We start from the raw sequence: 24,363 nt of genomic DNA on the forward strand, positions 1-24,363 counted from the left end.
GGCAATGGAAGAGATGGTTCAGGAACGTATCAACAGGCTGGTGGTCCTCGCGGGAAAATCATTTTTCGGTCATTCCCACTCCGGCACGCAGCTCCACCAGGTCATGGCGGTGCTGCTACTAAAGCACGCCAGCGATGTTTGGAATAAGACACACAAGACGCTTCGCGAGAAATTTAGTGATGATCAGGCAGCGATCGATGAACGGATGAAGCGCCTCCGGTTTCCCCTGTTATGGGAGAACACCCTTGAGCACTTGTTCGACAACCGAAATCATCCCGGATTTGCGACCAGGATTGATCGTGTACTTTCTGATCTGGTGGGAGGGAGCCGTGGCTTACCAGAGGAGATTCTCAAGGGGATCGCTTTCAATGCAGACGCCTCCGGACTGCGAAACCGGAAACTGAAAACGCTGGTCGCAGACCTCGCCAACCCGATGCTCGATCTGAGCGACAACGTTCGCCTTGGGGAAGCCGTTTCCTGTCTTCTGAAAAGTTTTTTTGGCGGTTTGACCGGGGTGGGTGAGCACTATACGCAACCCAGCGTTTCGATGCTGCTGGCCAGACTATTGGAACCCAAGGAAGGTATGCGGATTTGTGATCCATTTTCAGGCACGGGATCGACGTTGATCGAAATGGCCAAACATGTGCGTAGCCTGAGCGGAATGCGCTCAAGGAACGTTTCGCTTTATGGACAGGACATTAGCCGGGAGGCGTGGATCACGGCGAAGCTTCATGTTCTTCTCCACGCTTTGGATAATGTTCATATAGAAGCAGGCGATATTTTTAGTAATCCGCGTCACCTTGAGCAGGGTGGGTTGATGCATTTTGATATCGTTGTCGGGGCGCTGCCTTTGGATGCCGAAGGGCCAACGGTCGAGGAGGCAAGACGCGATCCATACCGGCGCTTTTTGAGAGGGTGCCCGCCGAAGGGGAGGGGAGATTTTGGTTACATGCAGCATGCCGTCGAAACGCTTGGACCACAGGGAAGAGCGGGGCTGGTGGTTCCTCAGGGCGTGCTGTTCAGAGGTCAGCGGGAAGGGGTGATCCGGCGATCGTTGGTGGAGGAGAATCTTGTCGATGCTGTTATTGCTTTGCCACCACGTCTGGTCTATGGTGCAGGCATTCCGGCGGCTATTATAATTTTCAACAAAGCGCGTAAAACAAAAAGCGTGGTGTTCATCGATGCCAGTAAGGAACAAATCATCGGCAGGAAAACAACGGGGTGGACCGATGAGGATATTGAGCGGATCGTTTCCACCTATCGCCAACGGGAGAGTGTTGCGAAATTTTCTTATGTGTCGTCGCAGGCGCAGATCCGGAATAATCAATTCAATTTAAGTGTTTTCCGATATATCGGGAGTGATAGAGAGGGCGAGTTGTCGAAGGCTATTATTTTGAATGAAGACGATATCCTGAAACTGGAATCGGAATTGGCGCAAGTTAGAAGCGATATTAGAATGGAGTTGCGCGACTTGCTGGGCGCTGACGGGGACGATATCCTTTCAAAGGTGAATGAACCGCTGCCGTATTACCTACCAGAAGGATGCCGGGTAGTGATGGTACTAGACGGGCCGCTTGGGATTTTAATGGTGGATGCCACGCAATTCTTTGTCAGAAGAACCGATGAACCGGCAAGATCGCCTCATAAGGCTTCTTATCTGAAGAAAAGCACCAGGAGCCGGCAGCCCTTTAAAAAGATTGTCGCCAAAAACTCCAGGAAGACTTCAATTGTACTGAAAAAGGATCACTCACATTGACCCCTATGCCCACTGCGCCAGAACATCCCCACGCGTCCATCACACCGCCAAAGTCTTCGCGACTGACGGTGGAGGTTGTAGAGCAATTGGATCAGTTGCTAAAATCGTCGACGGCCGATGAGTACCGAAACACGCTTTTAGAGTTGTATCACATGTATATCATCCACGAACATGGCCATCTTCCCGTTCATTTTGATAGCATGGCGAACCACATGTATGCGTTGATGGAATTTTTCAGGATCGCGGAATCAGAAATGCGTAAAACGCCCGACCGCTAACCATCGGTAAGGATCAAAGTCTAAAGCGGGATCATTTCACAAACCTTGTGAAAAACTCCATCGCTTCCGGGTTCTTTAACGCGCCGGCGTTCACCACCTCCTTCACGTTTTTCCCCATCAGGATCTTCTTCACAGGGGTCTCTGTTTTCTTGCCGCTGAGCGTGTAGGGGATATCGGGTACGGCAATGATCTCGTCGGGCACATGCCGGGGACTGTAGTCGTTGCGCAGGGTGGTGTTGATCTTTGTTTTAATGGCTTCGCTGAGGGCCGTGCCGTCTTGCATCACCACGAACAGTGGCATCCAAAATTGCCCCCCTTCTTTTTCCAGGCAGATGATCAAACTGTCTTTCACTTCTTTCACTTTGTCTACCGCCCGGTAGATCTCGCTCGTTCCAATGCGCACGCCGCCGCGGTTGAGCGTGGCATCCGACCGCCCATAGATCACCACACCCTGACGGGGTGTGATCCGCGCCCAATCACCATGCCGCCACACGCCGGGGAAGGTTTCGAAATAGCTTTCGGTATAGCGCCTGAAGGCAGGGTCATTCCAAAAATAGATCGGCATCGAAGGCATGGCCTGGGTGATCACCATTTCGCCCACTTCGTCCTTAATCGCTTCCCCATGCTCATCAAAGGTTTCCAACGCGCAGCCCAAAGCCCTGCACTGGATCTCCCCGGCATAGACAGGCCAGATCGGGTTTCCTCCCACAAAGGCGCTGCACACATCCGTGCCTCCGCTCATGGACACCAGCCAGATCTCTGGTTTCACTTCTTTGTATACCCACGCAAATCCTTCCGGTGGCAAGGTGCTTCCTGTGGAGCTGATCGACCGCAGCTGCGAGAGGTCAAAATCACGGGCAGGAGCAATGCCGGCCTTCATGTTTGCCAACAGATAGCCCGCACTCGTACCAAAATGATGAATGCCCACCTCCGCCGAAAACTCCCACAACGCGTTCAGGTCCGGGAACGCCGGGCTGCCATCATAGAGCACCATCACGCCGCCAGCCAGCAGGCTGCCGTGAATATAGTTCCACATCATCCAGCCGGTGGTGGTATACCAGAAGCAACGGTCGCCGGGGAGGAAGTCGTTGTGAAAGGCACCGTACTTCAATTGCTCCAGCAGGATGCCACCTTGGGAGTGCACGATGGCCTTTGGCAACCCAGTGGTGCCCGATGAATAGAGCACCCACAACGGGTGGCCAAATGGCACCCGCTGAAAGACGAGCGGCAGCGCTGTGTTGCGCGTCACCTCCGTCCAATGCACGATCGCCACTTTGGGATGGATGAACGCCGTGTTATTTTCGGCCAGCACGATCACGGTCTCTACCGTGGGCAAGGCCTGTAGCAATTCTTGTATGGTCGTGGTCTTGTCAAATACCTTACCACCGTAGCGATAGTGGTCCACGGCAATCAGCACTTTGGGCTCGATCTGGGCGAAGCGGTCGATCACGGCCGGCGTGCCAAAGTCGGGCGAGCAACTGGACCATGTCGCGCCCAGACCGCTCGCGGCCAGAAAGGCGGCCGAGGCTTCAGGGATGCAGGGCAGGTAGGCGGCAACCCGGTCGCCGGCCTTCACTCCGCGGCTCGCCAGGTAGTGCTGCAAGGCCGCCACTTGCCCCTTCAACTCTTCCCACGACACTTCCCGCACATCGCCCGTTTCGCCCTTGAACACAATGGCCGGCTGCTTTGTGGTGGCCTTGCGAAAAACGTGTTCCGCATAGTTCAGCCGCGTGCCTTCAAACCATTGGGTGTGGGGCATAGGCTGGCCGTTGGTAACGGTCTTGTAGGAGCCGTCGTGCAGGATGTCGAAGTATTGCCACACGTGTTCCCAGAATTGGTCCGGCTCTGTTGTGGACCATTCCCACAGTTGGCTGTAGTGGCTCACCTGCATGTGCTTCTTGTTTCCCAGCCAGCGCATGAAGGCCGTCAGGTTGGCTTGGTCAATAACCGTTTGGGAGGGTGTCCAGAGTGGGGTCGGGGTCTTCATGCTAGCCTAATATCTTCATTGCGGCAATCTTATCTAAGTGGAGCTGTGCTTTCAAAGCTTCCAGGTCGCTGAATTTGATGTCGCCACGGATCAGTTTGTGAAAGTTGACGGTGAGCGATTCGCCATAAATATCCTGCGCAAAGTCGAAAATGTTCACCTCGATGTTGCGCTTCACGCCATTCACGGTCGGTCGGTTGCCGATGTAGAGCATGCCCTTGTAACGCTTGTTGGCATGGTCCACGGTCACGGCGTAGATGCCGTCGGCGGGGACGAGTTTGTAGGCGGTGTCCACTTCGATGTTGGCCGTGGGGTAGCCCAGCAAGCGGCCCAGTTTGTCGCCCATCACCACGCGACCGGTCAGGCTGTAGAAGTTGCCCAGGAAGTGGGTAGCCGTATCGATGTCGCCCTCTTCCAGCGCCTGCCGGATCTTGGTCGAGCTCACACCCACGTGGTCGATGTCCTGCCGCGGGATCTCTTCCACGGCAAAGCCGTACTTGGGGCCGTCGGCCAGCAGTTGCTCGAAGCTGCCCTCGCGGTTCTTTCCGAAGTGATGGTCGTGGCCGATCACAAGCTTCCGCGTGCCGATCGTGTTCACAATGATCTGCGTAATAAACTCCTCCGACGACAGCTGCGAAAACTCCTTCGTGAACGGGATCCGCACCAGGTGATGGATCCCCTGGGCCTTCAACAAGGCAGCCTTTTCCTCGAAGGTGTTCAATAATTTCAACGACGTATCTTCCGGGTGCAGCACCAGCCGAGGGTGGGGCCAGAAGGTGATCACCACCGTTTCGCCCCCGTTTTTTGCGGCCGTCTCGCGCAGTCGCGACAAGATCTTTTGATGGCCCACATGCACCCCGTCGAACGTCCCGCTGGTCACCACCGCATAGTTCAGCCGCACAAAATCATCGATACCGTGATAGATCTTCATGAGATTCCTCTTTTGGAAGGGTAAAGGTATACATTTTTAAAAAGCCTAAAACGCAGCGGCACCAGGCCCTGTGCCATCCGTTGGAAGGTGTTAAGAATCAAATGCATAGGAGGCCTGCCCCCGAGGCGGGGGCACCGGGCTCTCCGTTCCAAGTCCTCGCCCTACGCGCCAGCCCAGCCCGTCGCTGTGGGCTTTCCACTGCGATCCCTGGCCCGTGTTCCCCTCGGTGATGGTGACGGGTGACTAGGTATATTGATTCGGATTTAGGAGGTGCTTGGGAGGAGGTGTTGGCGGCTGTGAGAAAGCGAAGTCCCCGAGGCGGGAGACTTCGCTTTGACGAAGGAGACTTTGCTTTGGCGGGCACGCGGTGATGACTTATATTGAAATCAACTATGGAAACACACTACGATCAGATTGCCATACAATGGCTATTTTCCTTTTTTCTCTTCGCTGCCATGTTTACCCCGGCATTTTGTTTTCGAAAAATTGCCATTAGAAAAGGTAAAAAGGGTCTGGCTTTCTTTCTCTTTGGATTGTTTGTCGGATGGGCTCGATCAATTGTGGTAAATTGTTTGCTTCGAATTTAGCGACCCGGTCATCGTTCCAACCCTATCAAGACCAAATGTGGATTGTTTTAATGCTCGCGATCGTTGTCATCGAGGCGCTGGCGATTATAACTTTCAGTCGAACAATAAAATGATGGTTAAATAGACAAGCGCCGGTAGCCCATACGAAGCGTTGCATGAGTCAAGACAGTGTATGATCAAACGACATGGTGTCGCGAACGCCCTTTCAATCTGTCGTATTCCACCTCCGTTTGATAACAATTCTTTTGTCACCTTTGTTCTGTTGAAGTTAACACAACGTTCAGTGGAGCAGCACCACTTAAAAAACGGGCGCATCCGAAAAGCCTGATGAGTAGGAAGTAAAGAAAAAAACAAATCTCATGTCTAACAGTGTTTCCCTCCATAGAATATTAAAAGCAGATCCGGAAAAAATATTCCGCGCCTTCACACAAGCTTCGGCCATCGCGTCATGGTTGCCTCCCTACGGATTTCTTTGCACGGTCCACGAAATGAATGCCAAGAAGGGCGGTTCCTTCAGAATGTCGTTCGAAAACTTTTCAACCGGTCACAGTCACTCCTTCGGGGGCACATACGTGGAAGTAAAGCCCGGCGAGTTTTTGAAGTACACCGATAAATTTGACGACCCGAACCTGCCGGGAGAAATGATGACGTCGGTGTCGCTCCGGAAAACCATTGCCGGCACGGAAATAAAAATTGTACAAGAAGGAATTCCTGCCGCAATACCGGTAGAGATGTGCTATTTGGGTTGGCAGGAATCGCTGGAGAAGCTGGCTAAACTGGTAGAGCCGGTGATCCCGGATGCTTAGGCGAAATTTGCTGCCGGTTTCTAAAATGTAGTATCAAATCAGATTCAGCAACCCAATCAATGCCATTTGAGTAACCCGGCCTTTTAAGGCCGGGGTTACTCGTCCTGTTAAATATCTTGCGACGTTTTGACGGCAAGTGGCCAACCGATATCTTCAAGCCACTGATCAAAATCTACAGACCTTGACACTGATCAAAAAGAAAACATGGGGGAGAACAGTCTACCAATGTTCTTGCTGTGGCCGAACGTACGATGAAGCACCCCTTACGTTTGGAAGCGACCGTCCGGACTACTATCATTCCGTTCCGCCCGATGAAAGACCGCAAAGAATCAGTCTGGCCGAAAGCCTATGCGTTGTAGACGAGCAACATTTCTTTCACTGCGGGAGACTCACCATCCCTATCATTGATCACCACCAGAATTTGATCTTCAACGTCTGGACATCCATCAGCGAAGACAACTTTCGAAAGCGAAATCAACTTTGGAACAACCCAGAACGCGTGAATGAAGGGCCGTATTTTGGATGGATGCAAACAACGGTACCCACCTACGGCAACACGATCAATATAAAGGCTGTTGCCACAGAGAATGAGGTGGGCCTCATCCCCTCTATACAAGTAATCGAAGAAGAACACCCTCTCGCCATCGACCAGCAAAACGGGATCATTTTCGAAAAAGCCCTCCAAATTGCCGGCAGCATTCTGGCTAACGAGCATCCCCGAGAGGATGGATCTAAGTGAGATCCTGTTGGATCATTCCTTTAGCAGAATGAATGCCGCCCTAAAATTTAGAACCCGGTGCTTCATTAAGTTGGCCAGGCTGCGTCTTTGGACCAACGGGTAAGAAATAATAACATCCCTGATTGACAGATAAATAAAGTGAAGGATCAACCATCAGTTTACACTCAACGATGGTTAGATCCTTAATAAGGATATCATACTCTTCTCCATTGGAGAAGTCACAAGCCGGGCACACGGGGTTTTCTGAAATGCCGTATACCATCACATCCACTCCAAGCAATGCCGTATCACCCGGGGTTACTTTTAGGACGTCGCCAATTTGATAGTCATACTGCCAAACCTCTCCAACTTTGAATTGGATCCTGCCGGTATAGCCGCTTGTGCAATTAGGGCAGGTCACTTTTGTGTGTAACACATTGTATGCTCCCATAAAACGTTCACCTCGCCCAATCCTTAACACACCGCACCGAAACCCCATGACTATTCTTCTGCACCAAGATCGTTGCCTTGTGCAGAAAATTGAACACTACCGCGGGCGAACTTCTTTTGCCGGCGGGCGCGGTCCAAAACATGGTTGAATGGTTCATGGATTTGAATTCGCCAAATCTTTCATTGTCGTAAACATAGAACCATCCCACCATGAGGGCATTAAAACCAGAGTGGCCCGCGGGTTGTAGCTCGATGTAGGCCTCTTTTTTTGAGGAGAACGAGTTCAGTAGTTTTTCATATTCATAGCGGGTGGGCAGGTGCCAGTCGGCAGGGCAGGATTTTTGGGCGGCTTCGCAAGTATAGTAAAAGCCATACTTGTCGCCGAGGGCGAGGGAGTCGCCGTAGGAAAGGATCCGTTCTTTTTTGTGGGGATCAAGCCGGTGGTCGAGTTCGTTGGCGTAGGCCAAGTTTTGGGCCATCCAGATTTGGTCCCCGATCTTTACGGTTTTGTATTGTTTTCCGTCTCTCGCGTCGACCAGGATGTCGGTTTGCGCGTAGGCGCCCGTTGCCAATAGGGAAATCAGGAGCGTGATTATTCTTCCTTTTGCCATCATGATAAAGGCCGTTCAAGACCAATGTACAACTTTGGGATCAAAAAGAACCCTGGAAGTCACAGGTGTGCGAACATTATTTTACAATCCTGACCACCCTAAACCTGTCCCCGGTGGAATCAGACGGGGTGTTGATGTCGTAGAACACTTTGTTTTTATAGGTCACCTTGTTGCACGTAACTGAGGAGGAATTGAAGTGGAACATCTCGGTGTAGATCGTGTCGATATCGCTGTTGTCGCCGGCGCGCCATTGGATGAGGGTGGTGGTTTCTGTATCAGATGGCGTCGCGTCGGCAAAGAAGCGCAGGGTGGCTTCTCCGTTGGTTTGCTCGATAAAGAAATTGCGGGGAGCGTCCTGGAGGGGGAAATACACCTCTTTAGCCACGCCGTTTTTCAAGTAGTAAAGGCGGATGCTGTCGGCCGTGTAGTGGTTGTGAGTGGTGGTGTCCAGCAGGTTCTGTCCGTCTTTGTTTTTCACGATCACATCAACATCGACGCTGATCTCTGTGCAGCAGTCGCCATGATTTAAAAGGTGGCACGACGCGAACAAGGCGGCGCAGCCGAGGAGAAGAAGGAGTTTTACAATAGCTTTCATCGCATCAGGGTTAAGAAAAAACTCGCCATCGGGTGCAGCAAGATACGTCTATATAGATGCTTTGTCCAGACCAAAGGTTGGAATTAGGAATGTTATAAGATTGTTAACTGCCCCTAACCGGAAAGGCATTGACCGATGGGTAAGGCCGTGCCAGGATCTGGGGTTCCAAATACTCACAGGCCATTATTCAATGGGACAATATCATCGCAGCCCGCCCCTCGCCCGCGATATAGTCTCCCGCCTCGGGGACTATGTCGCCTCTCAGCTTCCATAGATTATCGGGTGGGCAACCCGTGAGGCACCATAGTCCCCGAAACGGGAGACGGCCCACGACCCGCCCGCGACATAGTCTCCCGCCTCGGGGACTATGTCGCCTCTCAGCTTCCATAGATTATCGAGCGGGCAACCCGTGAGGCGCCATAGTCCCCGAGACGGGAGACTATGGTGCGGACGGTGATAGCCGGGTGCTCGATTTTCGTGCGCACGTGGCGCATGATTTTTCCTGTTCAGCCTACCCCGGGGTTTCACCCAGGTTTTGATGGGAAATCCGCCAAGGCGGATTAAGCGGTAGGGACCCTTTGGGGGTATGCGAAATAATTTATATTTGTAACCATGACAACCGTTACAGGAGAAACGATAGACTTTGTTGTGTAATGAATATATATGTTTGATTGCTATTCTATTCTTGATTCACAGGGAACCCCAGAATATCCGAACGAGGACGACTATATCGATTCTTTTGACTTTGAGGAATTTAAATTGCTTTCTGAGTTAACCGCATTTTATGAGGGAAAGTCAATGGAGTTCATGTACTTTAAAGACTTTCGTATAATGAATTTTCAGGTCGAGGAGATGACAGGCAATATTAAGACCATCTTGTCCTCAAGAGGGTTCTCGGAATACCATAAAAAAGCCTACCAGAAAATGAATAATATTCTCCAGGTATGCCTCAATAAAGGGATGGGTTTGGTATGCTTTTGCGATTGACGCGACACAGGCAAATCACCCGCTTGCCTGTCACCTGTTTCTAACCTAGTTTGATCATGAAGCGACACTTACTATTTATGTTCTGCGTATGGCTGCTTGCAGCGTGTACGTCGAAGCACAACGAGTCCACCAAAAAAGAGCGTCCCTCGATAAAAGACCGCTTCAAGACGGGCGTCATAAACTTAAGACAGGCAGGCTTGTTTGAAGACTACAAAAGCCTTAGCGACGATTCCCTCACCCAACGGCTATCTTCGATAGCCACTGAGCGACAACTATGGGAGGAGTTTGATGTCTACGATTCCCTTCAAGAAGAAGACTACATCAATCTTAAAATTGCCCAACTAGACCCCAAAAGAGTTTGGTGGCACGACCTGGAAGCCGACGTGCTGAATGGCAACATGGTCTACGCCAGCACCGTGAAGGAATTCGTCGAACTGTCAGGAGGCTATCTGCGAGCCGAACAAATCAAGGAGGAATGGGAAACCGATAACGGTCCCATCCACATTTCATTTCAGGATGGCGACACCCTCCGCGCCTTCCAACTAAAGTCTTATGATGATTGGTATGACGAGGACTTTTTCAACTACATGGAAAAGTTCATGACCGCCAATGGGTCGCCCTACAAGTTTTACGTCTACATCGGCACTGGGCAAGATGCATTCGTCATCCGGCTTACAAAAGCTGAGAAGGAAATGGTGGAGCAGAAAATGCGATGGAAAATGGAGAAGTTTTAGGATAGATGGCTGTAGTTAAAACATGCCCCATGGCCGGTTCGAGAGTATTCCCACAGGGAAAAAAATAGTTGAGATATTTGATTTTGATGCAAGGCGTTAACTGATTTTAAAGATACAGAATAAACGCTAGCTTGTCTGTGGCGCTATGGACCCGACTCATAGGTTTTCGAACGGAAGAATGCGCGAAATCTTAGAACAGTCCCCGTAATATTTGAAGCTTATTCGGCGGAGCATCGGGAGAGAAAAAGTCGGGAATGGTATTGGTTGTCCTTCTGGGACGGTTCAGAAACTCGACGGGCCATTCGGTCCATCGCTGTTCTTTAACATGAACATAGTTGCCGGGTTCGGATTCGTCTATGAACTCGTCTTGCTGGACAAGGGCCAGGGGTTGTTCGGCGCCTTGGGTTTGTTGCGAGAAGGTGAGGGCGTCCTCATAGTTGTCGAAAGCATAGAAGTAGTCATTGCCATTCTCAAGATCTGGCGCCCCATCGTGAGGATGGCACCAAACGCGGTATTCCAACACATCATCCCAAACCAGACCACCCCCTGCCTTGACAAGCGCGGGATAGGTGCCTACTAAATTGGGTCTTTTACCTTTGGGTATGCGCGCATTTGATGTGAACTTTCGTTGGCTGCGCTAAATTAGCGGGTGCGCTAAAACAAGGCGAGGAAAATCATATTTTTTTGTATCATTATGGAAATTCTAATGCCGATGGGTTCGCGACTTTCTGTCTATGTTTTGCTGGTTATCATGCTTGTTGTTTTTATTACGTGTAGCCACGACGATGAAACCAAAATTTGTTCACCTACCTCGCTCATTTTAGGGGGCGTCGAATCCTATTCATATGTCTATGATGCTGATCACCATTTAACAGAAATCCGGCATTTACATGGAAATCTCATTTACGAGCGATACCGCATGACGTATGAGAACGGGAAAGTCAAACAATTGTCATACACCCTGCCCCGGCCGGAGAATCCCGATCCCCCCGGTGAAAACTACATTTTTAGCTATGGTAGTAATGGAAAGCCAAGCTTGAGAACGTTTCAGCAAGGCAATCGCCCAGTAGAGAGTCAAGTGGTATACGGGTACGATGAAAAAGATCGCCTGGTATCGAAGGAGTTTAAAAGTCTGCAGACGTTATACTATCGTGTCCGGTATGAGTATAATGCCGACAGTAATGTCTCCAAGATCTATTATTTGCGCCCCCTGGATGAGGAGGAGATTGTTGGCGCTGAATTGCTTTCGTTCGACAATCACCAAAGATTCTTTGCGGGTTCACCGGATCTTAAGACTATCGAGATATATTTTTTCGACTATGAGCCGAGCATCAACAACCTTCTTTCTTTAAAGATACATGCCACACCGCAGTTCACCTATCCGACAGAGCCCGCGATCGATTATGTCGTTGACTACAATGACGACGGCTATGTCAAGGCTATACGATGTGTTACGCCCAATAATTTTTTATACGAGGCGCCCGTATTCACCTTTGGGGAGATGGAATATGAGTGCCGTTAGCGAGCCGGGCAAATTTGCTGCATAACGATGGCTATACTTTTGATTTTACAGATCTGACAAAGCTTTTTAGTTACTTTCTTTCATGACGAAATTCATTCTGATCATTTTTTTTGGGATAAGTAATATCGCCCTGTTCGGGCAAACAAAATACGCGTCAAACGGAATAAGGTTTAAGCTACCCAAAGGTTTTAAGGCAACCCGTTCGCGGGGTTCTGATTTTGCAACCTTTACCCGCGGCGAGACACTGCAGATCGGATTTGCGAACGGATGTGATAGCTACATAGAACGTAGTGATGCAAAATTGAGCAAAGACATGACCGCGGATCTATGTTTTTCGATCCTGTTTGTTAAAATGAAGGCAGGGGAAAAAACGACCTGGGTGTCGAACCCAAAAGACACCGTGATCCATAAATTCCCTTGCAAATGGGCTGAATTTCATACGACGGTGGGCAAGCAAGATTACTACATGGTCTATTTTCTCGTGAAGGGGAAAAGGCATAAATATGAAATTGCGTTTTCCGGGCACCTGGCCAATAAGGAAGATGATCTCAAGATCTTGCGGAAAATAATGTCCAGTTACAAGGGAAAAAGTCGCGGAGGGATCTTAACGGGTGTCTCGTCCGGTCTAGATGGTTGGAGCGCCGCAAAATGTGGAAAAAAGAAAAGGCCCTGTATAAAGGCCTTTAACTCATCGCGAATATTGACTGACTTACTTTTTCAGATTGTTTATTTGACTCTTCAGAGCCTCGTTCTCAGCTTTCATCAAATCCATTTCCTTCCTGAACTCGATCATGTATAAAGTGAGTTCCTCTACTTTTTGGAGGAGTTTGATATTCATTTCGCCGAGTTGCAGTCCGTTGGTTTTCATTTCTTCGGCCGAGGCAATTTCGGGCAGGTGTTTGTTGGCCTTGATGAATTGCTCGACGTCGATCAGACTTTTCAGATCATAGCTATTTTCAAAAACGAAGTCGGAACCTGCGGTTATATTCACCCGCACTTCCCGTGAATTGATATCGCCGGCAACGGTAAGTTTTGCTGCGGAGGTATTGGCGGTTCCGATGCCCACGTTTCCATCGTTGGCCACGATCGTGTTGTTTATAAGCTTAAATTCGGGGCGGGTTGAACCAGGATGCGTCAGTGTTAAAATAGTTTGCTCTGCATCGTTATAGTCTGAAGCTGTAAAATCCATGTCGATGGTACTACCCCGGTCAACGGTTTTCATCCTCCAACGATATCGGTCGCTATAGTCTGCTGAAAGTATGAGGTTTGTAGTGGTTGCATTATTTCCAAAAATATCGAGTTTAGCAGCGGGAGTGTTTGTGCCAATACCCACATTGCCATTCCACTTGATGCGCATGCGTTCCTGTATTTGGGCGCTATTGGTTGCACGGTTTCCAAATATCAAGTCTCCACCAATAAATGCTGAATATTCGGCTGCGATAACGGCAAGGGTTTCGTCCGGAAGATAGGACAGCGCAAATTGGAGTTCCGACCGCCGGCCAAACGACGTGACAAAATAATTGCATATTCGAATGGCAGACTGTGTGTTTGCACCCAATACGGTTTGATCCTCCAATGCTTCTATACTCAAGTTGGTGGTGGGATTGGACGTGCCAATGCCGACCTTCCCTGTTGCGGGAAATGTATTTTGCGCATTTACGAAACAAGCTGCGAGTAGACCCGCGGATAGAATTAACATTTTCTTCATGGTACTAACGATTAAGGGTTATAGAATAATGGATGGGTATTTATATATATCAATTACCAAAACAAGATCGATGGATTTTTTCAACGCATTCAATAAATAGCGGCTAACTTCCTTAAGACAAAAGTAGCGGAATATTTCAAGTCCCGAATGCCAAAATTTAGCAGGTGGTGTTCCTGTTTCTGTAAAATTCTAACGGTCAGACAATTGAAATTGAGAAAGTGACATGGGCATCCGGTAGGGCTCCCGTGTTATTTTAAATTCTCGTCACAATAGGTGATAATAGCGTCCCTAACGTTTTCATAAGCATCCCAAACCGAAAGACACCAACCTTTGATCGCCGCGTCTCGTTGCGGCCCAGGTGGCGCTTTCAAAATTTCCTGGGCGGTTATTTCACCTCTTTTTTCAGGTAGACTGATCGAGGGTAAATTCTTTTTGTTTTTGGAGAGCTGCAGATGGGCTTGTTGAACCTGGCGGCCGGTGTAGTTTTTCTCAATCATCAGGTATAGTCCTGCCAAGGCATAAACAATGGCTATGGGTTTAGTATTGGCATCCGCCGTTTGTGCGGTTTGCGCGTCTACTATATGTTGATGAATGAAATAAAACTTGTCGGGGTGGGCGAGGGTGCAGAGGGATAGTTCGTGGTATTGTTCAGACATAGTCATCTCCCTATAATTAAAGGTCCCCGTTGCATTTCACCCGCCCTAAGATACTTGCCTTTCTGAAATCCTGTCTTCTCCGCAATAAAACGCGATGCCCAGGGCCTGAAATACGCCTCCCAAAAAAAATCTCAAAAAAAACGGTGAGAAATCACCAGGTGCCCCCTCTTAAAGCTTATTCGTTCAAAATCCTAGACCCACGACCCGTGAAAAAGTACGTTAACTTCTCTGTAAATGATTTCGTTACCGATGATTATTTTCAGTATTGGGTGTCGCACCCTGCCGACGAAAGCCCGCGCGTTTTTTGGGAGGGCTGGCTTCAGCAGCACCCCGAAAAGCGAGAGGATGTAGAGGAGGCCCGCGCCATCCTGGAGAGCATCCGGTTCTCCAACCATACCCTGAGCCACGAGGACCTCACCCAGCTCTGGGACCGCATCCGCAACATCGACAACGACCGTGAACTTAAAAGCCATCAGCCGGGGCTCGCTCGCGCTTGGTATGCCGCGGCGGCGGTCACACTCATCCTTATGGTGAGCGCGTTTTTTCTGTTCCAGCGGCAAGAGCCTTGGAAAGAATACCACACGGCCTATGGCGAGACCAGGACCGTGGTGTTGCCAGACAATTCCCAGGTCATCCTCAATGCCAACTCAACCCTGCGCATTCTCAAGGACTGGAACGATAAGGCCGACCGCGAGATCTGGCTCGAAGGCGAGGCGTTCTTCTCGGTGGTGCATACCAAAACCAACCAACCCTTTCGCGTGCGCACCGACGACGGTGTGAGCGTCGACGTGCTGGGCACGATGTTCAATGTTTATAAGCGGACGCTCAAGACCACGGTCATCCTCAAGTCCGGTCAGATCCGGCTGAACCTGCCCATGGCGGAATCGCAGGAGAAGATCCTGATGAAGCCGGGCGATATGGTGGAATTCAAGGGAAAGAAATACAAGAAGGAGGAAGTGGACCCGCAGCTGTACACGGCCTGGACGCAAAACAAGATCATCCTCAACCACACCAGTCTTGGCGAGATGGTGCGCATGCTCCGCGATAACTATGGACTGGAAGTGAAGGTGGCCGATGCCACGTTGCTGGAGCAAACGGTGTCGGGATCTATGCCGCTGGCGAGTGCCGAAGACCTGTTGCAGCAAATGGCAAAGGCCTTTCAGTTGAAGATCACGCGCGAGGGGTCTACGATCACCATCGAAGAATGAGATAGAATGAATAACACACTAAACATAAAATAGAAAAGAGAGAGATAACCTAACGAATTGTAAACATGTAGATCCTAAAAAAAACTAATCAGCTACAACCTAAAAAAACCTAACCTATGAAAAATCGCTACCTACTGCTCGGCATGTTGCTTTTGACGCATCTGCAGGTCATGTCGCAGCACGACCCCGTCTATGCGGCGGCTAACCGTCCTCGCGCCATGCAGCAGCGCGCCGGGGACGCCAGCTCGTTGAAGCAGGCGTTGACTGAATTGGAACGGTCCTTTGCGATCTCCATCGCCTACAAGGATGAGTGGATTGAAAACAAGCAGGTACGCTTTTCGGCCCACAACTTCAAAGTTGTGGAACAAGCCCTGGACAGCGTCTTGAGAGACACGGGTCTCTATTACGAAAAGGCCGGCGATGGCTTCTACGTCATCTACAAGAAAACCGTCCACGCCGCTGAGCAACCTCAGAGTTCGACGGTGCTTGTGCCCGCGCTCGCCCTCAACAAGCCTGAAGATTTTAACACCTTCCACGAGCGCGACATGGTGCGTGAAATGGCACGCCGCGAAGAGTTGATGGCCCAGACCGTGACGGGTACCATCCGCGAAGAAGGCGGAGCGGGCTTTCCGGGTGTGAACGTGGTGGTGAAAGGAACCACTACCGGAACCACAACCGACGCCGACGGTCACTACTCCATTGTGGTGGACAACGAAAATGCCGTGCTGGTGTTTTCTTTTGTGGGCTATGCCACACAAGAAGTTACGATCGCGGGACGCTCGGTGATTGACGTGAACATGACGCCCGACCTGAAGTCGCTGGATGAAGTGGTGGTCACGGCGCTGGGTATCGAGCGGTCGGCAAAGAGCTTGGGCTATTCCACTTCGAAGGTGAGCTCCGATGCGTTTGCCGTGAACCGTTCGACCAACGTGATGAACACACTGCAAGGCAAGATCGCCGGGGTGAACGTGACCTCGTTGGGCACAGGTCCCGGTGGTTCTTCTAAGATCCGCATCCGCGGTCAGTCTTCGATTGGTGGTCAGAACACACCCCTGATCGTGGTCAACGGCGTGCCGATCGACAACACGAACTTTGGGACCAACCAGGGAAATACCGCTGGCGATAATTCGGTAGCCAACAAAGGTGGTGGCGCCTCGACCGACGGTGGCGACGGTCTCAACAGCATCAATCCCGACGACGTCGAAAGCATGACGGTGTTGAAAGGTGCAACGGCTGCGGCCTTGTATGGATCGCGTGCGCAGAACGGTGTGATCATGATCACGACCAAGTCGCGGAACTCCCTCACCAAGGGGGTGGGCGTGACCTATAACATGAACTATACAGACGAAAAAGCGCTGGATTACACAGACTATCAATATACCTACGGACAGGGCGAGAACGGCCTCGGCCCCGCTTCTGCGGGAGCGTTGCCCAACCCCACAACAGGCCAGTGGTCTTTCGGACCTAAGATCGAGCCGGGGATGACGCAGATCCTGTTCAACAATGTCCAGGTTCCCTATGTTGCTCAAAAGGGTATCATCAACCAGTTCTACCGCCACGGTCAGAATTTTACCAACAGTGTTTCGGTGTCTGCCAATGGCGAAAAGGGAGGGATGAATTTGTCGGTGTCCAACATGGACAGCAAGGGCATCACCCCCAACAACAGCTTCAACCGCAAGACGTTGAACCTGGGCTTTGGCTATGACCTGTCATCCAAGTTGAGTTTTAAGGGGAATGTGAACTATGCCAACGAGTATAACAAAAATCCCCCGGTAGTTTCCGACCAGGACAATTCCATACCCACGTCGTTGTATGCCATGGCCAACACCATGCCGCTCGATGTGTTGCGCGACAACCGTTTCAATCCCGGTGGTGGCGAGTATGTCTATTCCCGGTTCACGAACCGCACCAACCCCTACTGGGTGCTCGACAAGGTGAAGCAGAATATCCGCAGAGACCGGATCTTCGGAAACCTCTCGGCAAAATATAATTTCACCAAGTGGCTGAGTCTGCAGGTTCGTGGCGGACAAGATTACTGGTCTCGCGACGCAGACTACATCAACCTGCCTACCGGAAAAGCCTCCATCAGTTCGGGGTCCATACTCTCGGCCGTGCCCGGGTTCTACAACGGCCTCTACACGCAGGAGTCGCGCCGCTTCCGCGAGACCAACGTCGACTTCCTTGTTACAGCTGACAAGGATTTCAAAGACTTTGGATTGGATGTGAGCGTGGGTGGAAACCGGATGCACCGGCGGTTGGACGCCAACACCGTGCAGGTGACGGACTTTGCTGTGAAAGATTTGTATACCGTTCAAAACGGCCGCGCAAAGGATCCGACCTATGACCTGGTGGAACGCAGTGTGAATTCCCTCTATGGCATGGCGGAAGTAAACTACAAACAATTCCTCTACTTGAATCTCACCACGCGCGACGACTGGTTCTCGACCTTGTCGTCCGGCAACCGGCGCAAGTCCTATTCTTCGGCATCGGCCAGCTATGTCTTTTCGCAGATGCTGGGTGGCGATATGAATTGGCTGGACTTCGGTAAGGTCAGGGCCGCTTATGCCCGTGTGGGCAGCGACTCGGACGTGCCGCCGTATTCACAACAGTTGATCTATACGGTCAATGCCAACCAGTTTCAAGGACAGCCCGTGGGAACTTCCGGTACCATCGTACCCAATCTCACCTTAAGCCCCATGCAAGTAGACGAAACGGAGTTAGGACTCGAGTTGAAGATGTTCGGTAACCGCCTCAACATGGATGTGGCCGTCTATAAGAAGATCACCACCGATCAAATTGTTCGGGCGCAGATCTCGGATGCCTCCGGGTTTATCAACACGCTGATCAACCATGGCAAAAGCGAAAACAAGGGCATCGAACTTATGGTGAACGTGGTTCCCGTGAGGACGGACAATTTTCAATGGGACTTTACTTTCAACGGTGCCTATAACATCACCAAAGTGATCAGCCTTCTGACAGACAATGCCGGTGAGAATATCACGGTGGGAACGCACGTATTCAACGGCTATGTACAACAGATCGTCGGACAGGAGATGGGTCAGATCGTTGGCTTCGGCTACCGGAGAGACGACGGTTCCATCAACCCCGATCACAAAGGCATGATCGTTTACGGGGCCAATGGCGTGGCTTTGCCCACGACCAAATTGATTCCTTTCGGCAGTGCATTGCCAAAATGGGTGGGCGGGTTCACCAACGCCTTCAACTACAAAGGCATCACGGCGTCCTTCCTCATCGACTTCAAGTTGGGAGGCAAGGTGTTGTCGGGAACAAACTTCAATGCCTATCGTCACGGGCTTTCCAAGGAAACCCTGGTGGGTAGGGAAGGTGGCGTAGATCCGGTCACGGGTGCACAGAAGGGTGCCGTGGTCGGCGTGGGTGTCGATGTTAACAGCAACATCAATGAGAAGGCTGCCTTCGCCGAAGACTTCTATTCGGTGGTGCGCGGTTCGGGCATCGTGGAGCCGGTCATCTACAATGCCGGCTACTGGAAACTTCGCCAGATCACGGTGGGCTATGACTTCACGAAATTCCTGAAGGCAACCTTCCCCATCAAAGGCATCCGGTTGAGCTTTGTGGCCAACAACGTGCTGATGATCAAGAAGTGGGTTCCCAACATCGACCCCGAGAGCTTCAGCTACAGTTCAGACAACGTGGTGGGCTTGGAGTCGCCGAGTGTGCCCACAACACGGAGCATCGGGTTCAACTTGAATGTCAAATTTTAATCTACACATCGCATGAAAAAGATATTAAACCTCAGTTTGCTGGTGTTTGCTTTTAGCATCATCACCTCTTGCGAAAAAGACTTTGACGATATCAACACGAGCAAGACCGGCATCACGAACCTGGACCCTGCATTGGTCCTGAACGATGCCGTGATCTTTTTATCGTATCCGGCCGGGACGGCGAGTTATGAATTGGGTATTGTGCAGCAGGCCATTTCGTCGAACACGGGCGTGCTGTTGGGTGCCAATTTCAACCAGGTGAACATCAACAACACGCCTGCGAATTGGACAAACTACTATCAGAACGTGGTGAAGTACACCAGCGACGCCATAGGCAAGACCCAGGCTGATCCGACGCGCGCCAACCTGATGAACATGGCCCGTATCGTGCAAGCCCAGGCGTTCATGATCCTCACCGACACCTATGGAAGCATTCCGTACAGCGATGCAGGAAAAGGTTTCCCAGGCCAGGTCTTCTTTCCAGACTATCAAAAACAGGACGTCATTTATCCTGGCCTCATTTCGGAGCTAACGGCGGCCACCGATGCCCTGGATGCCGGTGGCAAAATTGAAACCTCCGACGTGCTGTTTGGCGGGAACATTGCAAAGTGGAAAAAATTCGGATACTCGCTTTTGCTGCGGGCCGGGATGCGTCTCAGTGAAAGAGATGCAACGGCAGCCGCTGCGGCTGTGGCCCATGCGTTTGCCGGTGGTGTTATTACGGATAACGTAGACAACGCGGTGGTCAAGCACGACGCCAATTTTGTTAACCCACTCGGCAATTTGTTAAATGGTACAGAAGCGGCCAACTTCTATCTGGCGGAGCCTTTTGTGAAGGCGCTTCAAAACAACAACGACCCAAGGCTGTCGGCCATCGCTGTTCGTTATGTTGGAGCGTCGTCGGGCCCGGCGCAAGTCGCCGGTGTGGCAACGACCGCAGCGGCCAACCAGTATGGCATGCCGATGGGAAGCACGGACGGCACGGCCGACGTGGCCGGCGCAGCCTTGCCAGGTGGTGGCAGTCGCTATGCGTTCAGCCAGATCGATCGGACGCGCATGGTGAAACGAACCTCACCCATGTTCCTGGTCACGGCCGGTCAGACCAACTTGTTGTTGTCTGAAGCCCGTGTGCGGGGATGGATAACGACCGGCGTGGCAGCCGATTATTTCGTGGCGGGCATCAATGCGCACATGAACCAGATGGTGTTGTACGATGCCAACTCCGCCGTGGCAGGTGCCGATCGCGATACGTATGCAGCCGCCATGCTGGCAACGTTCACCGGCAATGAAATGGCCCAGATCGGATACGAATATTGGATCGCTTCCTTCCTGAATGGTCCCGAGGCCTGGGCAAATTTCAGACGCACCGGTTTTCCCGTCCTGGCGGTGAATCCCTATCCCGGTAGAACGGTTGATTTCATCACGCGACTCACGTATCCGCCTTCGGAGATCCTGGTGAACAGCACCAACGTTCAGCAGGCCATCGACGACCAAGGACCCGACAACCTGGACACAAAATTATGGTGGGATGCCAATTGATCCCGAATGTTAACTATTTCATTGACCCGAGACTTTGACTCATGAAGCGACTTGTCTTATTTCTGTGTGCCGTATTTCCGATGCTGGCCACACAAGCCCAACAGATCTCCAAAGAGGAACTGCTCTTTCTGACGCCCGAATGGAAAGGCGAACGCTTTCCAGACGGGCGCCCGAAAGTGCCCGACAATATCCTGAAGCGCATGAAGCTGGTCACGCTGGAAGAAGCGTGGGCTGTCTTGAAGGGCGAGAACTATAAACACAACTACGAAGACGGCTGGGAATGCATCAACCCCGACAGCGTGCTGGTAGGCCGCGCGTTAACGGCCACCTTCATGCCGGGCCGGCCGGACGTGCAGCGGGTCATCGACAAGAAGGGACACGAACAGGACGGTCGCATCAAATCGCAAAACTCGTGGCCCATCGATATGCTGGCAAAGGGTGATGTGTATGTGGTGGATCAATTCGGTGCGCATGAAGACGGGCCTACGATTGGTGACAACCTGGGTAATTCCATCTACACCAAAAGCGGTAATGGCATTGTCTACGACGGTGCCATCCGCGACATCGTGGGCCTGAAAGAGATCGGATCGTTTACTTCATTTTTCAGGACGTATCATCCCTCGCACCACCTCAACGATCCCAATGGCGATCTGAACACCACGTTAGTGGGCATTAACAAACCCACTCGCATCGGTCACGCCATGGTGCTCCCCGGCGATGTGGTGTTGGGTCGCAATGGTGGTGTGATCTTTATTCCACCGCACCTCGCCGAAAAAGTGGTGAAGACTTCCGAGATCGTGCGGTTGCGTGACATGTTTGGTCATCAGCGCTTGCGCGAACAGAAGTACACGCCGGGGCAGATCGACTCCAAATGGTCTGACGCCATCGAAAAAGATTTCTCACAGTGGCTCAATCAACACATCGACAAACTTCCCGTGCCCAAGGATCAGATCCAGGAGTATCTGAAAACGCGCACATGGTAACCTATCTATCATCTAACAGCACAACCACATGACTCATCAATCATCGCGACGCGCGTTCATCACCAAAAGTGCCCTGGCGGGTGCGTTGGGTTTTTCTGCTCTATCAGGTTTTGGAAAAGGACTGGAGACGGCCTTGCAGCGAACGCCTTTGTTGTCTGCACCCTCGGACCTGAAGATCACCGACATCAAATGCGGCTATATCCGGAACGGTCATAGTCTTTTTGTAAAAATATTGACGAACCAAAACGTCTGGGGTTGCGGCGAGGGTGTGGATGCCACGCCGGGCACGTACCACCTCGTGAAAATGTTTGGCGAACGGCTGAAGGGCAAGAGCCCGCTCAATGTGAACCGTTTGTTTGAAGACATCCGCAAGTCGGGATTTTTTGAAGGAGCGCAGTCGGGTATGTATGTCGCCGTGCTGTCGGCGGTGGAGAGCGCCTTGTGGGATCTTGCGGGGAAGGCGTTGGGTTTGCCGGTGTATCAATTGCTGGGTGGAAAATTCCGCGATCGCATCCGTGTATATTGCGACACGGCCTTGTATCGCGCTGAGTCACCGCCGCCCGAGAAATTTGCCGAGAGCGCCATGGAAGCCGTGAAGATGGGCTTCAACGCCGTGAAGTTCGACATTGATGAGGCCAAGGACCCCAACAAATATGACGCCTACAACTGGACGGCAAGCCCCGCGGAATTGCAGCGTATGTTCGACCAGATCTCGGCTGTGAGAAAAGCCGTTGGCCCCAAGATCGACATCTGTGTGGATATGCATGGCAAGTACGATGCGGTGACGGGCCAGCAAGTGGCCAAACGTTTTGAATCGCTGAACCTGCTTTGGCTGGAAGAACCTATACCCGCCGAGAATGTAGAAGCCTACAAAAACATCACCGAGTCGACTACAACGCCCATTTGCGCCGGTGAAAATCATTACCTCGCCTATGGTTTCCGGAGAATGCTGGAGATCGGTGCCGTGGACATTGTAATGCCCGACTTGCAAAAAGCCGGTGGGCTGGGAGAGGGGCAGCGCATTGCGAACCTGGCCAATCTCTATTATGTGCCTTTTGCGCCACACATGGTGGCTTCCTATCTCGGTGCGATGGCGTCGTGTCATGTGTGTGCGTCTGTGCCCAACTTCCTGATCCTGGAATGGCAGATCTATTTCCACACCGACCCCATGTTCAAGGAGATCGTCACCTTCGACGGGCCGATGGTGAAAGACGGGTTCATCACGCTTTCAGAAAAACCGGGCATTGGAGTGGAGATCAACGAGGAGGGCATGCGCAAGTATGCTACAAAGGGCGTTCCGTTTTTTGAATGAGGATATTTTAACGATTCACTACAAAGGGTGTGCAACGTGTGGAGATCGCACAGGGCCGGATAATTTTCCGGGAAGAACAAGGGATAATTTTCGGTCTTGCGGTCTATACCACAAAGGTGAGGTATCACTATTTAGGGAAAGCAATAAATGCGTAATTTAAGGAAGGCTTCAGAAAGATGCGTGTGCTGAAACGAACACGCAAAATTATGACCGAAACTGTAGCCTTATTACCCCTCTCGTAACAGCGGGCGGTTTACGCGGAATAATCTCCTAAATTTTTTCAAAATATCCATGTACAAAATGAAAGCCAAACACCTACTCCTCGCCAGTCTATTTGTAGTATCATCGCTCGCCACCCAAGCCCAGGTGACGTTATCCAAAGAACAGATCGTGGCCCTCACCCCCGAATGGAAAGGCGACCGCCTGCCGGACGGACGCCCCAATGTTCCCGACAAATTTCTGACGCGATTGAGGAACATCTCGCTGGAAGAAGCGTGGGGCATCCTGCGCAACGCCGGTTACAACAACCAGTTTGAAGGCGATTGGATGCTTTTGCGTTCCGAACAAGTGTTAACCGGTCGTGCCGTCACCGTGCAATACTGGCCCCGCCGTCCCGACTACGACAAGATCGTGAAAGACAAGGGCAAGGCCGAAGGCCGCATCGGCGGCTTCAATTCGTGGCCCATCGATATGTTGAAACCGGGCGACGTCTATGTGGCCGATAGCTATGGCAAGATCGTCGACGGCACGCTCATTGGCGACAACCTGGGCAACTCCATTTATTCCAAATCCAAAAACGGCGTCATCTTCTACGGCTCCGTGCGCGACACCGAAGGCCTCGAAAAAATTGAAGGCTTCAATGCGTGGATCAAGGGCTATGACCCGTCTTACATACAGGAAATGATGTTGGGCGGCATTAACGTACCCATCCGCATCGGCCGTGTCACGGTGTTGCCTGGCGACGCGGTGCTGGCCAAGAAGGGTGGCATCGTGTTCATCCCCGCCCACATGGTGGAAGAAGTCGTGGTCAACGCCGAGTTCATTGCCCTGCGCGACGCCTTTGGCCACCAACGCCTGCGCGAAGGAAAATATACCCCGGGCCAGATCGACCAGCAGTGGACCGACGACATCAAGAAAGACTTCCTGAAGTGGCTCGATCAGAATCCCGACAAACTGCCCATGACCCGCGCCGAACTGGACGAGTTCATGAAGAAGAGAACGTGGTGATCTCTCCGCCTAGGCGGAGGGCGCCAAT

At 51.5% G+C, this 24,363-nt stretch carries 21 protein-coding genes; 13 read left to right on the forward strand and 8 right to left on the reverse strand.

From position 1 onward, the window contains the following. The first annotated feature begins 4 nt into the window (after nucleotides 1-4). Together BUB30_RS00100 and BUB30_RS00105 are read left to right on the forward strand one after the other, a co-directional pair. On the forward strand, nucleotides 5-1,756 hold the full coding sequence (locus BUB30_RS00100) for an N-6 DNA methylase (RefSeq protein WP_073129707.1): 1,752 nt from the start codon (nucleotides 5-7) through the stop codon (nucleotides 1,754-1,756). Nucleotides 1,757-1,761: 5 nt separating this feature from the next. Then, nucleotides 1,762-2,034 (forward strand): hypothetical protein, encoded by a 273-nt coding sequence (locus tag BUB30_RS00105; protein WP_073129709.1) that lies wholly within the window; start codon nucleotides 1,762-1,764, stop codon nucleotides 2,032-2,034. Between the two features lie 31 nt (nucleotides 2,035-2,065). On the opposite strand, the gene BUB30_RS00110 is transcribed toward BUB30_RS00105, so the two are convergent. Together BUB30_RS00110 and BUB30_RS00115 are read right to left on the reverse strand one after the other, a co-directional pair. Then, nucleotides 2,066-4,021, reverse strand: coding sequence for an acetoacetate--CoA ligase (locus tag BUB30_RS00110; RefSeq protein WP_073129711.1), 1,956 nt, complete (start codon nucleotides 4,019-4,021; stop codon nucleotides 2,066-2,068). 1 nt (nucleotide 4,022) lies between these two features. After that, on the reverse strand, nucleotides 4,023-4,949 hold the full coding sequence (locus BUB30_RS00115) for a bifunctional riboflavin kinase/FAD synthetase (protein WP_073129713.1): 927 nt from the start codon (nucleotides 4,947-4,949) through the stop codon (nucleotides 4,023-4,025). 946 nt (nucleotides 4,950-5,895) lie between these two features. Here BUB30_RS00115 and BUB30_RS00120 point away from each other — a divergent pair. Together BUB30_RS00120 and BUB30_RS00125 are read left to right on the forward strand one after the other, a co-directional pair. After that, a complete protein-coding gene (locus tag BUB30_RS00120) occupies nucleotides 5,896-6,342 on the forward strand; it encodes an SRPBCC family protein (protein ID WP_073129715.1) in 447 nt (148 codons plus the stop codon). 181 nt (nucleotides 6,343-6,523) lie between these two features. Next, the gene (locus tag BUB30_RS00125; RefSeq protein ID WP_178376977.1) at nucleotides 6,524-7,081 is read left to right on the forward strand and encodes a DUF2199 domain-containing protein; all 558 of its coding nucleotides are present in this window, start codon (nucleotides 6,524-6,526) and stop codon (nucleotides 7,079-7,081) included. Between the two features lie 40 nt (nucleotides 7,082-7,121). Here the strand turns inward: BUB30_RS00125 and BUB30_RS00130 are convergent, their stop codons facing one another. The 3 genes from BUB30_RS00130 to BUB30_RS00140 form a co-directional block, all read right to left on the reverse strand. Then, nucleotides 7,122-7,511 carry a hypothetical protein gene (locus BUB30_RS00130; protein ID WP_073129717.1) on the reverse strand — a complete coding sequence of 130 codons (390 nt, stop codon included), beginning with the start codon at nucleotides 7,509-7,511 and terminating at the stop codon, nucleotides 7,122-7,124. 7 nt (nucleotides 7,512-7,518) lie between these two features. Next, nucleotides 7,519-8,124, reverse strand: coding sequence for an FISUMP domain-containing protein (locus tag BUB30_RS00135; RefSeq protein WP_073129718.1), 606 nt, complete (start codon nucleotides 8,122-8,124; stop codon nucleotides 7,519-7,521). Between the two features lie 73 nt (nucleotides 8,125-8,197). Beyond that, nucleotides 8,198-8,716: a hypothetical protein gene (locus tag BUB30_RS00140; RefSeq protein WP_073129720.1), complete on the reverse strand. Its 519-nt coding sequence runs from the start codon at nucleotides 8,714-8,716 to the stop codon at nucleotides 8,198-8,200. 1,043 nt (nucleotides 8,717-9,759) lie between these two features. Between BUB30_RS00140 and BUB30_RS00150 the strand changes: the two genes are divergently transcribed. Beyond that, nucleotides 9,760-10,437, forward strand: coding sequence for a hypothetical protein (locus BUB30_RS00150; protein ID WP_143164696.1), 678 nt, complete (start codon nucleotides 9,760-9,762; stop codon nucleotides 10,435-10,437). 190 nt (nucleotides 10,438-10,627) lie between these two features. On the opposite strand, the gene BUB30_RS00155 is transcribed toward BUB30_RS00150, so the two are convergent. After that, the gene (locus BUB30_RS00155) at nucleotides 10,628-10,957 is read right to left on the reverse strand and encodes a hypothetical protein (RefSeq protein WP_221408649.1); all 330 of its coding nucleotides are present in this window, start codon (nucleotides 10,955-10,957) and stop codon (nucleotides 10,628-10,630) included. 399 nt (nucleotides 10,958-11,356) lie between these two features. Here BUB30_RS00155 and BUB30_RS00160 point away from each other — a divergent pair, with 399 nt between their 5' ends. Next, nucleotides 11,357-11,959 (forward strand): hypothetical protein, encoded by a 603-nt coding sequence (locus BUB30_RS00160; protein WP_143164697.1) that lies wholly within the window; start codon nucleotides 11,357-11,359, stop codon nucleotides 11,957-11,959. An 82-nt stretch (nucleotides 11,960-12,041) separates the two neighbouring features. After that, on the forward strand, nucleotides 12,042-12,758 hold the full coding sequence (locus BUB30_RS34745) for a hypothetical protein (RefSeq protein WP_143164698.1): 717 nt from the start codon (nucleotides 12,042-12,044) through the stop codon (nucleotides 12,756-12,758). Here the strand turns inward: BUB30_RS34745 and BUB30_RS00165 are convergent. Both BUB30_RS00165 and BUB30_RS00170 read right to left on the reverse strand, forming a co-directional pair. Beyond that, complete coding sequence (locus BUB30_RS00165; RefSeq protein WP_073129729.1) at nucleotides 12,669-13,667, reverse strand: hypothetical protein; 999 nt, start codon at nucleotides 13,665-13,667, stop codon at nucleotides 12,669-12,671. The two genes, BUB30_RS34745 and BUB30_RS00165, sit on opposite strands and share 90 nt — an antisense overlap. Nucleotides 13,668-13,915: 248 nt before the next feature. Continuing rightward, nucleotides 13,916-14,323, reverse strand: coding sequence for a DUF5946 family protein (locus tag BUB30_RS00170; protein ID WP_073129730.1), 408 nt, complete (start codon nucleotides 14,321-14,323; stop codon nucleotides 13,916-13,918). 206 nt (nucleotides 14,324-14,529) lie between these two features. Between BUB30_RS00170 and BUB30_RS00175 the strand changes: the two genes are divergently transcribed. The 6 genes from BUB30_RS00175 (at nucleotide 14,530) to BUB30_RS00200 (ending at nucleotide 24,335) form a co-directional block, all read left to right on the forward strand. After that, nucleotides 14,530-15,531 (forward strand): FecR family protein, encoded by a 1,002-nt coding sequence (locus BUB30_RS00175; RefSeq protein WP_073129732.1) that lies wholly within the window; start codon nucleotides 14,530-14,532, stop codon nucleotides 15,529-15,531. A 116-nt stretch (nucleotides 15,532-15,647) separates the two neighbouring features. Further along, nucleotides 15,648-19,274, forward strand: coding sequence for a SusC/RagA family TonB-linked outer membrane protein (locus tag BUB30_RS00180; protein WP_245804007.1), 3,627 nt, complete (start codon nucleotides 15,648-15,650; stop codon nucleotides 19,272-19,274). A gap of 12 nt (nucleotides 19,275-19,286) precedes the next feature. Further along, nucleotides 19,287-20,813 (forward strand): SusD/RagB family nutrient-binding outer membrane lipoprotein, encoded by a 1,527-nt coding sequence (locus tag BUB30_RS00185; protein ID WP_073129734.1) that lies wholly within the window; start codon nucleotides 19,287-19,289, stop codon nucleotides 20,811-20,813. A 41-nt stretch (nucleotides 20,814-20,854) separates the two neighbouring features. Further along, nucleotides 20,855-21,796: an RraA family protein gene (locus tag BUB30_RS00190; protein WP_073129735.1), complete on the forward strand. Its 942-nt coding sequence runs from the start codon at nucleotides 20,855-20,857 to the stop codon at nucleotides 21,794-21,796. A gap of 28 nt (nucleotides 21,797-21,824) precedes the next feature. Continuing rightward, a complete protein-coding gene (locus tag BUB30_RS00195; RefSeq protein WP_073129737.1) occupies nucleotides 21,825-23,108 on the forward strand; it encodes a mandelate racemase/muconate lactonizing enzyme family protein in 1,284 nt (427 codons plus the stop codon). Between the two features lie 300 nt (nucleotides 23,109-23,408). Further along, nucleotides 23,409-24,335: an RraA family protein gene (locus BUB30_RS00200; protein ID WP_073134587.1), complete on the forward strand. Its 927-nt coding sequence runs from the start codon at nucleotides 23,409-23,411 to the stop codon at nucleotides 24,333-24,335. Nucleotides 24,336-24,363: the final 28 nt, after the last annotated feature.

Origin of the sequence: Chryseolinea serpens, assembly GCF_900129725.1 — a bacterium.
In the GTDB taxonomy this organism is placed as follows: Bacteria; Bacteroidota; Bacteroidia; order Cytophagales; family Cyclobacteriaceae; genus Chryseolinea; species Chryseolinea serpens.

Coding starts and splice junctions, on each gene's coding strand:
- BUB30_RS00180 (WP_245804007.1), top strand. CDS start 15,648: ATGAAAAATCGCTACCTACTGCTCGGCATGTTGCTTTTGACGCATCTG.
- BUB30_RS00135 (WP_073129718.1), bottom strand. CDS start 8,124: ATGATGGCAAAAGGAAGAATAATCACGCTCCTGATTTCCCTATTGGCA.
- BUB30_RS00160 (WP_143164697.1), top strand. CDS start 11,357: ATGACGTATGAGAACGGGAAAGTCAAACAATTGTCATACACCCTGCCC.
- BUB30_RS00190 (WP_073129735.1), top strand. CDS start 20,855: ATGAAGCGACTTGTCTTATTTCTGTGTGCCGTATTTCCGATGCTGGCC.
- BUB30_RS00120 (WP_073129715.1), top strand. CDS start 5,896: ATGTCTAACAGTGTTTCCCTCCATAGAATATTAAAAGCAGATCCGGAA.
- BUB30_RS00200 (WP_073134587.1), top strand. CDS start 23,409: ATGAAAGCCAAACACCTACTCCTCGCCAGTCTATTTGTAGTATCATCG.
- BUB30_RS00105 (WP_073129709.1), top strand. CDS start 1,762: ATGCCCACTGCGCCAGAACATCCCCACGCGTCCATCACACCGCCAAAG.
- BUB30_RS00150 (WP_143164696.1), top strand. CDS start 9,760: ATGAAGCGACACTTACTATTTATGTTCTGCGTATGGCTGCTTGCAGCG.
- BUB30_RS00140 (WP_073129720.1), bottom strand. CDS start 8,716: ATGAAAGCTATTGTAAAACTCCTTCTTCTCCTCGGCTGCGCCGCCTTG.
- BUB30_RS00170 (WP_073129730.1), bottom strand. CDS start 14,323: ATGTCTGAACAATACCACGAACTATCCCTCTGCACCCTCGCCCACCCC.
- BUB30_RS34745 (WP_143164698.1), top strand. CDS start 12,042: ATGACGAAATTCATTCTGATCATTTTTTTTGGGATAAGTAATATCGCC.
- BUB30_RS00100 (WP_073129707.1), top strand. CDS start 5: ATGGAAGAGATGGTTCAGGAACGTATCAACAGGCTGGTGGTCCTCGCG.
- BUB30_RS00110 (WP_073129711.1), bottom strand. CDS start 4,021: ATGAAGACCCCGACCCCACTCTGGACACCCTCCCAAACGGTTATTGAC.
- BUB30_RS00130 (WP_073129717.1), bottom strand. CDS start 7,511: ATGGGAGCATACAATGTGTTACACACAAAAGTGACCTGCCCTAATTGC.
- BUB30_RS00165 (WP_073129729.1), bottom strand. CDS start 13,667: ATGAAGAAAATGTTAATTCTATCCGCGGGTCTACTCGCAGCTTGTTTC.
- BUB30_RS00195 (WP_073129737.1), top strand. CDS start 21,825: ATGACTCATCAATCATCGCGACGCGCGTTCATCACCAAAAGTGCCCTG.
- BUB30_RS00115 (WP_073129713.1), bottom strand. CDS start 4,949: ATGAAGATCTATCACGGTATCGATGATTTTGTGCGGCTGAACTATGCG.
- BUB30_RS00185 (WP_073129734.1), top strand. CDS start 19,287: ATGAAAAAGATATTAAACCTCAGTTTGCTGGTGTTTGCTTTTAGCATC.